We start from the raw sequence: 13,058 nt of genomic DNA, 5'->3' as shown, positions 1-13,058 counted from the left end.
CATGTATCATTCAGCCCCATGGACGGCTTCCTCGCCGTCACCGACCCGGGCTGGTACGAGCGTCTCTCGCGTGAGGCGGGGCCTCGCGACGCCAACTTCTGGCGGCCCTCCACGCGGCGCTTTAACCTCGCGATCGGCACGCCCTTCCTCTTCAAGCTGAAGGCGCCCTACCATGCGATCGCAGGGTACGGCTTCTTCGCCGGCTTCTCGGTGCTGCCCGACTGGCTCGCGTGGGAGACGTTCGGTGAGGCGAACGGCGTCGACAACTTGGAGGCGCTCCGCAACCGACTGCGCCGCATCCAGGTGGGTGCACGCATCGAGGCTGATCCCGTCGGCCAGATCGGCTGCTGCCTCATCGCCGAGGCCCGTTTCTTCCCTCAACACGCATGGGTTACGCCGCCAAGCGATTGGTCGCCTCGTATCCAGACCGGCGCGACGTACGACCTCGCCGCGGGCGAGGGGCTACGGGTCTGGCGGGAGTGCCTGGCGCGCGCGCCCGCTACACCCCACGTCCTCACCGCGACCACCGACAGGCCTCGCTACGGCAAGCCCAGCCTCTACCTCCCTCGGCTCGGGCAGGGCATCTTCCGCGTTCAGGTACTCGAAGCGTACGCCCGCGCCTGCTCGGTGACGGGCGAGCACTCGCTACCTGTGCTCGAGGCGGCCCATATCCGACCTTACGCGCGTGGAGGAGACCACGACGTGAAGAACGGCCTCACCCTTCGCACGGATATCCACCGGCTGTTCGATCACGGCTACGTCACGGTGGACGAGGACAACCGCTTCGTCGTCGGACGTCGCCTCAAGGACCACTTCGAGAACGGCCGCTCCTACTACGGCCTGCACGGTCGCGGGCTCGACCTGCCCGCGCAGCCCACGATGCGGCCCTCGAGCGAAGCGCTCGCCTGGCACCGCGAGCAGGTGTTCATGGGCTGAGGTGCCGCGCTCGCTGCCCAGGCGCCTGCGTGGTTCTCAGCCCCACGTGTGCCTGGAGCGCTCGACATCGTTGCCCGCGAACATCTAGCGGCTCTCGAGGCCTTCTCAGGCTCAGGAACAAGGCTGGCTTGATGCACCGGCGCTCACGCTGCTGCGAGCACGAGCTTCCGCCTCAGGAACTCAGGATCCGGCCGCAAGTGCTCCCGCTTCGACAGCAAGATCTCCCGCCCGTCGAATTCCAAGAGCATCCGCGCCGTTGCCTCGCTCTCTGCGTAGTAGAGCCGATCGCGCTGCACCTCGACGCGGTGCTGCTCCGTGACCAGCAAGAGGTTCTGATCGTAGGCCCGGTGGTGCGTCGGGCACATGGCAAGCCCGTTGCGCACCTCGGGCACCCCTTCGGGGAGGCGGTCGGGCACGATGTGGGCTGCGTCGAGCAGGGGCGCTCTCGCAGCTCGCAGATGCAGCAGCGCTGGGCGTAGGCGGTCAGGATCTCACGGCGGAAGTGAGCCTGGTGCAGGCGTGCCTTCACGATCGTCTCGGCGTACGCCTTGGAGAACGGCGTCGGCACAGGGGCCGGGATGCCAGCAACGTCAACCTGCGCCGAGGCGAGATCAAGGCGTACCTTCCGAGCGATATCATCGAAGCCTCGGATGACCACGGGCGCGAAGAGCATGTACTCGGGCCGCGGCTTCGCCTTTACCTGTCGGAGCAGGATGACTGCCTTGCCTTGCGCGGCGATCCGTTTGAGCCCCTCTCGTGCTCGCCCGGCGCTCGCAGCGGTTTCCACCACCCCTAACCGCGCTACATCCTTCGCTTCTCGTCCCGTGTCCAGATCCAAGCGATTCCTTTGAAAAGACCCAGGATTATCTTCGTGGCGGGCGTGACCTCGACAGCCTCTCGTAGTGCGCCCGGTAGGCCGTGGTCCAGGCCGCCCGCGCCTCGGGGCTTGCCGCGACTCGTTCGCGGTACTCCTGGTCAAGTTGCGCCTTCTGCTCGGACGTGAGGCTGTACCGGGCAAGGACTTCGGCCTCCTGCCCTGGGTGCAGCGCGAGTTCCAGCGTGAGCGCGGCGTGCTGTTCGAGAGTGAGCAACAGACACGGCCGTTCCTGCATCGGAGCAGTCGAAGGAGCAGGGGCCCGACCGGGGGCAACGTGCGGCACCACCACAGGCGGCGTTTCCGACGCCGGCCACCGGGATGCCCCCGCCGTGAAGGGCAAGGAGTCTCCCCGGGGCAACACCAGCACCGGCGCCGTTTGCTCAAGTCCGCTCGTCGTCGAAGACGTACCTTCAGCGGCTGGCAGCGGGCCGCGCACCTCGTTCGATACGGGCCTCGTCGCGTCGATCCCGGCTCCCTCCCCTCGCTCTCCTACTCCCGCCCCCGCCACGAACGGCATCAGCGGCCCTCGTGGAATATCGAGCGCGAGGGATGTCTCGGCGAGCATATTGGGGCGGCGGTGAGCGTCAGCCTCGCGTGCCGCACCCGCGAAGGGCAGGGCAGGACCGCGCGGAACATCGACCATCGGCGCTGTCCCGGTGAGCGACGCGGCAATCCTCACAGGCTCGGGTTCGAAGACTGCGCTCAGGCCCCCGTCCTCTGCCGGCTTGAAGGGCAGAGCAGGCCCTTGGCATACGGACGCCATGGGCCCGGTCACGTGCAGGTCGTGGGCCCTGGCTACTGGTAAAGCCGCAACCGCACTCTCCGCCCCGAGTGCTTCATCTGCAAGCCGTCGCTCGGAGAGTGACGCCAGCTTGTCGCCCGAAGGCTTTGTGCAAACCGTCGCCATGCGCGAGGGCCGTAGCACTGGCGGCCCTACCGAGATCTCCACGACGGGTCGTGAGCCTTTCTTCCGCAGTTCAGCGATCCGCTTGTCAAGAGCTGGCTCCTGCTCGATGCGGGCGGCCCAGCGACGCTGGAGACGCGAGAGATCGTTCACCCCGAGCCCATGGTGCTCGAGCAGCTCGAAGGGCTGCATGTGCGCCTCGAGCGCGGCCAGGAAGCTCACCCAGGCAACGACGTCATCGGCTATGGGCTTGACCGACCGCGCGAGCAAGTCCTCGGCGCGCGCGAGCTCCGCCATGTACACGTCGAGTAGCTTCTGGTCCCCCGCGATCCGCCTCTTCCACTCGAGGTCGGCACGCGTGAAGGCATGCGTCGGGATCCCTTCCACTTCGAGCACCGCATCGAGCGCGAACCCCTCCGCCACGGCCGCCCGAATCGCGGCATACTGCGCAAGGGACACACCGGGGATGGCCACGTCTGCCATCGCCAGCCCTAGTCGCCGACGAGCACCGTCCCCGACGCGATCACGCTCCCGTTCGGCGCGTCCGCAGGGTCGTTGCAGGTGAGCGCCGGATCGCCGAGGTGCGCAGCCGGCTTGTTGTTGATCCACACCGACCGGCTCCCCTTCTGAACCCGAGCTTGGTTCGAGGGCGGCTTTTGAAACGTGCCGCCGAGAGGCACATGGGCCGGAGCATTCTGTGCCGTGCTCCCCTGTGTAGCCGCCGGTTTGTTCTCCATGAGTACATCGGAGCTCAGCCCCCCGGACAGCTCACCTTGGAAGGGCATCGGCATGGGCGTGAGTACGGGGCCGCCAGGCGAGGGGACCACCACGATGTGCGTGTCGATGCCGATGATCTTGTCGCCCAGCTTCGCCGCTGGCTGGCCACTCACGCTCCCGATCCTACCCCGGCGTTCCCGGCTGGGTACAGCATGCCGTTCATGGCACGCTCCCCCACGTCGACCGCGTTGTGAGTTATCCTCGAGCACCAGGCTTCACCCGCCGGACACCCGCATGGCCGTCTCTACCTTCCGCGCCTCGCCTGACCAGGGTGAGAGCCAGTTCAAGTTCATCGTCACGCCCACACGATCCTTCGAGGTCGTCTCCTTCAAGGGGCGCGAGGAGATGTCGAAGCCGTACGCGTTCGACGTCCTCGTCCTTGCCGCCCCCGACGTCGACCTGCAGGACCTCCTAGGTCGGCCGGCAACGTTGTCCTTCAACATCCCCTCCCGAGCGCCTCGGCTCGTGCGAGGCATCATCGCCTCCGTCGAGCCCCAGGTACCTAGCGCCGATCAGGGCCGCCAAGCATGCCGCCTGCGGCTCGTTCCGCGCCTCTGGCTCCTCCGACATCGTGTTACCAGCCGCATCTGTCAGGACCGCACGGTCCCCGAGATCGTCACCGCCATCCTGGCCGAGGCGAACATTGCGACCACCTGGAAGCTCAGTCGCACCTACGCCCGCCGCGCGTACTGCCTGCAGTACCAGGAGTCCGACTTCGCATGCATCCGTCGCCTGCTGGCCGAGGAAGGCATCTTCTACTTCTTCGAGCACCCAGAGGGAGAAACCGCCACGGAGACGGTGATCTTCGGTGATGGGCACGAGGCGTACCCGCCGATCGCCGAGGCCGCCGCCCACGAGCTCGACGTGACTGGCGCGTTTGTCCTCTCGCAGCTCGGCCAGGCTCCTGCTCCCCGCCTGCGCGTGAGAGACCGCGCTGGCATGAACTTCACCGAGGACGATGTTCTTCGGTTCTCGCTTCGTCGCGCGATCCGCCCTGGAGCGGTGCTCCTGGGCGACTACGACTTCCGCCGGCCGCTCCTCGACCTGAAGGCAGAAGCCACCACCGAAGGCGCCGAATCCTCTCTCCGCATCTACAACCCCCGAGGCGAGTACCAGGAGGCCGAAGCTGATACCACCCAGGCGTGTACCCAGCTCGAGCAGCATCGTCGTGCGGCAGTTGCGGGCGAAGGAGAGACGGCTTGTCGCCGTCTCCTGCCAGGACATCGCTTTCGCCTCGCGGCTGATGCGGACCCGAAGCTCGCCGGAGAGTACGTCGTCACGCGAGTCGAGCACGAGGGCCATGCTCCGTCATTCGCGACGTCGGCGAGCGACTCGTACAAGTCGCGCTTCGAGTGCGTCCCCGCCAGCGTCCCCTTCCGGCCGAAGCGTCCTCGACGCGTGCTTCGCCAGGTGCTCGAGTCGGCCACCGTCGTCGGGCCTCAGAACGAAGAGATCCACGTCGACGAGCATGGACGCATCAAGGTGCAATTCCACTGGGACCGCGAAGGGAAGCGCAACGAGCGCTCCTCCTGCTGGATCCGTGTCATCCAGGCTTGGGCCGGTGCTTCCTGGGGACTCCAGTTCATCCCCCGCATCGGCATGGAGGTCATGGTGTCCTTCCTCGGGGGTGATCAGGACTGTCCGGTGATCGTCGGCTGCGTGTACAACGCGACGCACCCCGTGCCCTTCAGGTTGCCGCACGAGAAAACGAAGAGCGGGCTCAGGACGAGCACGAGCCCTGGCGGCAGTGGATTCAACGAGCTCTCCTTCGAGGACCGGCACGGTGGTGAGCTGATCTATCTCCACGCACAGCGGGATCTTCAGGAAGAGGTGCTTCACGATCGCATCACCACGATCGGACACAACGAAACGAGCACGATCGCAGGCAACCAGAGCCTGATGATCAGTGGCAACCGGTCAGATGCTGTCGCCGGAGACCAGACCGTCGCCGTCGCGAAAAGCTCCTTCGAGCGGATCGGGGACGCGCTTCGGACCGAAGTCGGCAAGAGTCGGTGGCTCACCGTTCACGGTGAGGATCACGAACTCGTCAAGCGGAGCCGTACCACAACCATCGAAGGCCTCTTCAGCATTCAGGCCGGCGGGCTTGGTCTGACCATTGGCAGCGGGGATGCTCCCCAGACCGCCGACATCTTCTCCTGGGGCGACTGTTCGGTCGGTGCAGGCCGCACGATCCGCCTGACGGCACAGGATCGACTCGTCCTCCAGTGCGGCGATAGTGCCATCGAATTGAACCGGAACCAGGTCACGATCCGCTCCGGCAAACTCGCGTTCGAGGGCACCGAGTCGGTGACCCTGACCGGCAAGGGGCCCTCGCTCGTGCTCGGCGAGGAGGCGGAGATCGTGAGCAAGGCCGTCCGCATCGTCTCCTCGAAGGCGAGCCTCGTGCTCGAGGAAGATGCACGGCTCGACGGGGTGCAGGTCAAGCTCAATTGCAAGGGCATTTCGGAGCTCGCGGAGAACCCCGATGGAACGCCGCTCGAGACGCAGCGGCTCTCGCTGAAGCTCACCGATCCCGACTTCGTGCCCTACGCGAACAAGGAATACATGCTCACCGCCGGTGGCGTGGCGTTCGAGGGTTCGACAGGCCCAGAAGGCCAGCTCGAGCTGGACATTCCGAAGCATGCCGACGCTGCACAGGTGGTTCTCTTCGTCGATGGCCGTCCGAGGGGGAAAAGGCTTCGGTACAACGTCGCGCTGCGCGACCTCCCGGAGGCCACGAGCGTGCGGGGCGCGCAAACCCGCCTCAAGAACCTCGGTTACTTTTGGGGTGAGATCGGGGACGAGCTCGACGTGGATACCGCGCGCGCGTTGCGCGAGTTCCAGGAGGACCACGGGATCGAACCAACCGGCAGACTGGACAGCCAGACGGCTGCAAAGCTCTCGGAAGTGCACGGGCACTGAAGCGCCCGAGGAGCAGGGATCGCGATGGCAGCGCGCAGCGTCAAGTGCATCTTCATCAACGACAGCGATCAGCGTCTCCGGCTGAAGCAGGCGGCCACTCTGGATCACGGGATCTGGAGCACCGGCGCTGACAAGCGCGAGCAGCAGCCACCCCGAGAAGTCAGCCCTGGTGGTCGAGCGACATGGGAGTCCGAATCGAACGGCTTCATGACCGGCACCGAGGGGCGGGCCATTTACGAGGCCGACAACGGCACGACACTTGAGCTCTGGTGGGACAATCCCTTCATCGGAGACAACAAGTACAGCCTTACCGTGCGTCCGGAAGGCGGCCATGCGGGTCGTTACAGCGACGGCGAAGGCGACAACGCAACCGTCACGTACACGTTCAAGAACCAGAAGCAGGTCGGGCCTCCTGGGCCGGTAGCCCCTGCGCGTAGTGCCCCTCCCCCCGCGGATGCGACGCTGAACGTGCAGGCGACGTGCGGGAAACCTGTGCACGTCTCACCGTCGCCGGATAGCAAGGACGTCATGATCGTACCCAAGAAGGGCACCTTCAAGACGTCCTCCCACGAGGGCGAACTGATGCTGGCCAACTACCGCTTCGCCCAGCAATGGCTCGCTGCCGATCTGAAGCATCGCAAAGTCCTCGAAATTACGCTGGGCGCGAGGTGGTCGGACTTCGAAAAGATCATGGTCGAGGCCGCGAAGATTGCCAGGGGCAAGGAGATCATCCTGATGACTGGCCACGGAGGAGCCCTGGGCCACCGGGGCTTCGCCGAATCGACGCTCGATACGGTTCCGGAGCTGGGCGGCGTGAGCGAGCACAAGCACACCATCGACGCTCAAAAGATCATCGAAATCCAGAACGTGGCGAAGCTGGAAGGGGACAAGCTCGTACCCATTCCACCGAACGCGCAATCGATGGTTGACTCCTACGATCCCCAGAAGTTTCTGGGTTTGGTGAAGATCGGCCGAGCGTTCAGGGAGTATGGCGTGGCGCGCTTCACGGGGCTCACGTGCAACGTGGGCAAGGATCGGAAATTCGGGTATGCCATGGCCAACCTGCTTCAAACCGAATTCCGCGCATATCAGAATCTTGTGGCCTCACAGCAAGTGCTGGGGCTCATCCAAATATGGATCGTCGATGACGAGTCGAACCCAAGCGCCAACCAGCCCGAGCACAACGGTGACAAAACCCACCCCAGCTTCCGTGAGATCCCGACGCACGGCCAGAAGCTCTTTCAGCCCAACTGCCCGTGACTCGTTTGCGTTCGGGCTCCTCTTCGCCGCATTCTTTTCGGGCTGCTCGGGCACGACTTCGGCGACGCCGGTTCCCGCACCGGAAGCACCTCCCGCGCCATCCTGCCGCCCGTCCGTTCTGTATGGCCCTGCGCTGGACGGAGAGGACGAGCAGGGGTACCGGCAGAGCTTCTGCGTGCACCTCGGAGTCGACGCCGACGATCGCATCGTCTTCGCCGGCACGAATGCGGGGAGGAACACGGTGGCGGGCAAGACATTCGTCGGCTCGTACGGAGGGGAGCTGTCGCCTGGAGGGGGTGTCACGCTGCTGGAGACGCTTCCGGCCCGTCGCGTCAAAGATGTCGCGACAGCGTCCGGCGCGCGGGGGTTCGCGATCCTCGGCGACATGGGACCGCTGGAAGAAAAGCCTCCTCCCCCGGAGATCAGCTTGGGTGGGCGCCAATTGCCCCGCGGGGATTACGTTGCGCGCCTCAACACGGCGTCAGCCGTAACCTGGGTCCAGCCGCTCGAGGGACGAGCGGAGCTGGCGAGCATCGCGATGGACGGGGCGGGCAACGTCTTTGCCGTCGGAATTGTGCCTCCGCGCGAGACGTCGTCCACAGTCGCCGTGCTCAAGTACGATGCGCGTGGTGCATTGAAGTGGGAAAAGCGATTGTCCGGATCGATTGGAGGTTCAAGTCCGTCTCGCGACGATTCCAACGATCGCAATATCGTTGTGCACGGAGACAACCTGTACCTGTGGATCCGCTCGAGCGAAGAAGGCCATCCGGCAAGCGGTGATCTCGTGAAACTAGGGGCTGATGGCACGGAACAGTGGCGTCGGACCATCGTCGAAATGACAGGCGGCTCGAACGCTGCGCTCTCCGCCCCGCACCTCGCCGCAGATCAGGAGGGCAATTTGTATGCAGCCACGACCTTCAACGGGACCATCCGGCTAGCAGATGGGACCGTCCTCGAGGACCGCACTCAGCGCTTCCACGAGTTCGGCGGCACTGGGTTGCTGATGAAGGCAGATCCGAACGGCAAACTGCTATTTGCTCGTTCGATCGCTACTAGCGATAAGGGGATGTTCGTGGATGGCCTGACTGTCGATGGCAACGACCGGCCTTGGGTCATCGGCGGCTTCTTGGACTTCGTCTACCTTGGGACGCTGCGGATGGACAAGCCCTTGACCGCGGGAGTCCCTGATGCCTGGACCCCCGCCTTCCTGGCGGGTTTCGATCAGCATGGGCGCGAACGGCAGCTCCTCCCGCTTGCCTGGGGTGCGGGGCGTGCACTCGTGGCGAGGTCGAAAGACCTGCTTCTGACCCTCAGCTACCGCGGTGACCTTCTCATGAAGAACGTCGTGGGCGGGCGGCGCTTCGAGAACAACTACACCTGTGTCGTGCTGCGAGTGCCGACCGAGGTGGGCGAGGGTTGCAGGTAGGCCCAGCGTGAGCAGAGCATCATGATCCGACGTGCAGTACGCGGGTTCGAGCGTCGAGCGGGGTACGTACGGTCGTGCACCCGTCCAAGCGGCGTGCGCCAGCCACTTTGCAGGGGTTCCGGTTGCCGCGGGCGATGCGGACGTTTGCCTGAGTTGAAATCGATCGCTCACGGCATCTGATGGTCGTCGTTGGAAATATACTCACCGCCGCGTCTGACACCGCAACCTATCACTGGTGCGAGCGGCTCGCGCCCCTCGGGCCGGAACTTAGTCAAGCAGATCTGCCCGGTAGAGGATCTCGGGAACGCCGAGTGTTGGCCTAGGATCGGCATCCTCCGGCCATGGCACGGCCCGATATTTGAAGCCACCCGCGATAGCCCGGCGCATCAGCGATTCACCCGGCTTGCACCCGACCTCGATCGAGGTGAGCAGCGCAGTGACACCTTGGAGTCGCGCGACTGTGGCGTGCTGCTTGAGCAAAGCGATGCCCACACCGCGCGCCTGATTGTTCATACGCACGGCGACTTGCAGGATCAACTCTGTACGAGCCTCTGTCGTCGGCATGGAGAGAAGGTATCCGACGACTTGGTTCTCGGCGCTGATCGCCACCAGCGAGCGAGTGCGGTACACCGTCGCGAAGAGCCAGAACACGTACGTCGAATGCTGTGCGATGTGCGGCGCTTCGGCGCATACCTCCACCATTTGTGCCACGTCCAACGGGCGAGGTGAGCGCAGCTCGATTGCTTCGCTCATCCGGCGACCTCCATGTGCACGGGGCCGTCGTCGGTGATCAAGCTCACTTCACGTGCCGCACGCATGCAGGCTGTACGCGCCTCTTCGAGAGAGTGGCCCGTGCGGATGAGTGAAACAAAGCGATCCGTCCAGTTGGTCGGACCAGCCCAAGGCCCGTGCGCGACTGCCTCGCGCAGTTCGTTTTCCATGACGGAAAGATCGGCGCCGAGATTCCCCCCGTCCTCGATGCGACGATAACTGGTGATGGGCACTGCCGGCTTCAAGTAGCAGATGGCTGCCACGCAGCGATTTTTAGTTGGAAATGCGAAGCCACGTCCAGTCATCCAGCGAAACAAGGCACGTTCAGCACTGACACCATAGGCGCGCTCGATAAGATCCATGATCTGGTCACCGCCGGGTCTCAGCTGAGCCTCAACCAGCGCCAAGCGATGGTTTGTGGTGACGATGAACTCCCAGTGACTTATGGCGCAAAAAACGTCGAGTTGGTTGAGCAGTTCGGTGACCGACGTGTGCAGAGCATCCTTGAGATCGTCAGGAAACGAGGCAGCTGGTACGACGTGACCGAGTTCGACGTAATCCTGAGAAACCCACTTCTGTGTAATCGCAACGATGTGGTGCCGTTGCCCCTCGCTGAGCACCTCCACGCTGAACTCCGCGTCTGCGTGACCATTGAGATGTCGCGCGCGCGGGATCTCAGCCTCAATTTGAATATGGGGCCGCACGTCAATGCCGTGTCTGCTCGCCTCCTGGCGCCAGTTCTCCGCTAAGTGAGCGAGACATTCGGACACGCGTCCATCGATATGGTCGGGTGTCGCCGCACGCTTGATTTCAATGGATGCGCTGAGTTCGTCCGGCTTGACGATGCATGGGCCGGTGAGTGGGGTAAGCTCTTCAAGCTTGCGCGGTGTTCCCTGCGCGTTGAACGAGTGGTACTCACGATACTCAAACGGTACCGGATGAAGGGGCAGTCGCTTCTTCTGCGTGCAATATGCGTTCCACATCGCCCGCAGTCGATGCTTCTGCCGCGTGATCTCGTCCGCTGACGGCGGATAATACCTGAAGCCGCTCTCCGCCAGCAGGGCTGCCTGCCTGCAAACGTAGTCATCCAAGCCGAGAGCATGCCAGCCGTGGGGAAACCGTTTCGTCAGATCCTGCCCCAGTTTCTTCAGGAAAGCTGGGTTATCTGGCTCCTCGACTTCGACAACGTCGTGCACAATGGACTTGAACGCAGGACTCACCATATCTTGATCACCGGTGCAATGTGCCAACACCACGTCCAACTCAGCGGCTATCGCTTCGCGGATAACGCGCCCGCGCTTCCAGCGGTGCGCACCGAAGAGCACCAGACCTCGTTGTGCCCTCTCCTCATCTGTAGAAAGATTGTGCGCCTTTGCGAAGCACTCGGCGAGAACTCTGTCCGCAGTCGCCAGCAGTTCGCGCGTCGGCTCGAACACGAAGCCAAAAGCAGTTCCTGCCCCGTTCCTCAGTGGAAAGTCGAAGCCGAGGAATCGTCGCGGCGGCTTTCCGTAAACCGCGAAAGCAAGCCGCAGCGGCTCCTGCTCAGCGGCGTCCAGGTCGACCTCGGTGAGATCGAGCTGCTTGAGCTCGTTGATCAGTGTTCTTAGGTGCAGGCGCACGGCCTGCTCGTAGGCGACCGGATCGAGAAAACGAAGATCGATGCCAGCCTCGCGCTGCTCCTCGGCGACTGCCTTCGCCTGATCGCTCCTGGCGTTTCCGATGAACAGGCGCTGGAGTGAGGTTTGTCCCTGTGCGCGCTGGCTTGCCTGGAGGACAATGCGCCCCATGTCGGACGCCCAGAAGGCTGCTGAAGACTCCAGCACCGAGGTAGACTTCGACGTGTAATCGGCCATTCTAAGTACGCTCGCGATGAGGGTCACGAGGTCGGCGGGCTCGGTCATAAGCACAGTCCCACCAGGCGAACTGTGCGCACGTAGCTCGATACGGTTAGCTCGTTGCGCGACATCGTCCAGGATCGCGCGCAGCGTGTAGCTGGCAGCCGTGCGCTTGCGTGGTTTGAGAATCAACGGCGAAGTGTGGTTGCTCGGCTCCACCCGGCGAATCGTGGTGTCCCAGTCAAACTCGCCGCGAGGCACCAGTCTACGTGGCCAGAACTTCAGCACCACCTGCTCGCCGAACTCCAGTCGCCCGATCGAGTAACCATGCTGGCGGTCTACCATGCTTACAGGCGTCGGTTCCGCCGGATCGTGAATGACCTGGTAGCGTTCGAGGCCGCACGTTGAAAGCCCTTGCCAACGAACTGCGGGTTCCGTGCGGTTGATAGCTATCTGCGTAAAGCAGTGCTCGTGCATGTGGCCGCAGAGATGCACAGCAAATCGGTCATTGCCTTGTATCTCCGATGAGAAGAGTTGCGCCGCGTCCTTGTACAGCCATTGAGGCGGCTGGTGCGTAAGTAGAATGGCAGCGTCGTGCGTGGATGTCCACTTGGGCCCATCTCCTCCGCATACGGCGTGGAATTGATGCGGGTGTACGGCGAGTTTGCCTTCGTAGTTGCCTCCTTGGATTTGAAGGAAGGTAACGTTCAGTCCAATCACACCGATGCGCAATCCATCCTTCTCCAGCGAGGCAGAGAAGTCTCCGGCCATAAGACCCTGGCGGATATGGGGACGGCGGGGACAGTTGCGCCACCAGTCGTTGTACTCGGCGAAGATGCTGTTGACCAGCTGCCTGGCAAGGCTGTCACGCTTCCAGAAGTCTGCAGGCAGCGTAGCTGGGTCGCTCCAGCCCTGCACCATCAAATCGACGTCGGAGGTCGGGCCCGGGCGCTGTAGATCGTGATTACCAGGCACCGCGAGAAGCTTCGCGTCCTTGTTCTGCAGGATCGACCATAACTCTTCAATGAAGTCGTGAAACTTGCTGAACTCGCTCCGGGCCCCCCGCTGCGTGAGATCACCGGTGAAGAACACCACATCGACGGGACCGAGGGAGGCTTCGAGGGCCTGGATGTCCCGAAAGAGCTGCTCCTTGACGTTGGGTAGCAGCCAGTCTTGATCGACCATGCCCATGTGGAGATCAGTGAGGTGCAGCCAGGTGAAGGTTTTCACGATCGCTTCTTCTCCGCGTGAGCGGGGGGCCCATGTTGCTGCACACGAACAGCAGACAGAGGGGGACGATGAGTATACACGAAGACACGGGGAGGGTTGCTGATAAGGCGGACCTCCCCC

At 63.7% G+C, this 13,058-nt stretch carries 9 protein-coding genes; 4 read left to right on the top strand and 5 right to left on the bottom strand.

Annotated features, from left to right (window positions below; translation table 11 throughout):
• The first annotated feature begins 18 nt into the window (after positions 1-18).
• Positions 19-936 (top strand): HNH endonuclease, encoded by a 918-nt coding sequence (locus E8A74_RS42375; RefSeq protein WP_136934836.1) that lies wholly within the window; start codon positions 19-21, stop codon positions 934-936.
• A gap of 143 nt (positions 937-1,079) precedes the next feature.
• Here the strand turns inward: E8A74_RS42375 and E8A74_RS42370 are convergent, their stop codons facing one another.
• From E8A74_RS42370 to E8A74_RS42360, 3 genes are all read right to left on the bottom strand, one after another.
• Positions 1,080-1,373 (bottom strand): HNH endonuclease, encoded by a 294-nt coding sequence (locus E8A74_RS42370; RefSeq protein WP_269749933.1) that lies wholly within the window; start codon positions 1,371-1,373, stop codon positions 1,080-1,082.
• A gap of 426 nt (positions 1,374-1,799) precedes the next feature.
• On the bottom strand, positions 1,800-3,200 hold the full coding sequence (locus tag E8A74_RS42365) for a hypothetical protein (RefSeq protein WP_136934834.1): 1,401 nt from the start codon (positions 3,198-3,200) through the stop codon (positions 1,800-1,802).
• An 8-nt stretch (positions 3,201-3,208) separates the two neighbouring features.
• Positions 3,209-3,607 (bottom strand): PAAR domain-containing protein, encoded by a 399-nt coding sequence (locus tag E8A74_RS42360; protein WP_136934833.1) that lies wholly within the window; start codon positions 3,605-3,607, stop codon positions 3,209-3,211.
• On the opposite strand from E8A74_RS42360, the gene tssI reads away from it, so the two are divergent.
• The 3 genes from tssI (at position 3,507) to E8A74_RS42345 (ending at position 9,102) form a co-directional block, all read left to right on the top strand.
• Positions 3,507-6,416 carry a type VI secretion system tip protein TssI/VgrG gene (gene tssI, locus E8A74_RS42355; protein WP_136934832.1) on the top strand — a complete coding sequence of 970 codons (2,910 nt, stop codon included), beginning with the start codon at positions 3,507-3,509 and terminating at the stop codon, positions 6,414-6,416. The two genes, E8A74_RS42360 and tssI, sit on opposite strands and share 101 nt — an antisense overlap.
• Positions 6,417-6,440: 24 nt before the next feature.
• Positions 6,441-7,676: an aegerolysin family protein gene (locus E8A74_RS42350; protein ID WP_136934831.1), complete on the top strand. Its 1,236-nt coding sequence runs from the start codon at positions 6,441-6,443 to the stop codon at positions 7,674-7,676.
• Positions 7,677-7,851: 175 nt separating this feature from the next.
• Entirely contained in the window at positions 7,852-9,102 is a 1,251-nt protein-coding gene (locus tag E8A74_RS42345; RefSeq protein WP_136934830.1) for a hypothetical protein, read from the top strand.
• 267 nt (positions 9,103-9,369) lie between these two features.
• On the opposite strand, the gene E8A74_RS42340 is transcribed toward E8A74_RS42345, so the two are convergent.
• Both E8A74_RS42340 and E8A74_RS42335 read right to left on the bottom strand, forming a co-directional pair.
• Positions 9,370-9,855, bottom strand: coding sequence for a hypothetical protein (locus E8A74_RS42340; protein ID WP_136934829.1), 486 nt, complete (start codon positions 9,853-9,855; stop codon positions 9,370-9,372).
• A complete protein-coding gene (locus E8A74_RS42335; protein WP_136934828.1) occupies positions 9,852-12,938 on the bottom strand; it encodes a metallophosphoesterase in 3,087 nt (1,028 codons plus the stop codon). The genes E8A74_RS42340 and E8A74_RS42335 overlap by 4 nt, the downstream gene beginning before the upstream one ends.
• Positions 12,939-13,058: the final 120 nt, after the last annotated feature.

Source organism: Polyangium fumosum, from assembly GCF_005144585.1.
In the GTDB taxonomy this organism is placed as follows: Bacteria; Myxococcota_A; Polyangia; order Polyangiales; family Polyangiaceae; genus Polyangium; species Polyangium fumosum.
This window is presented reverse-complemented; position numbering and strand designations above follow the sequence as displayed.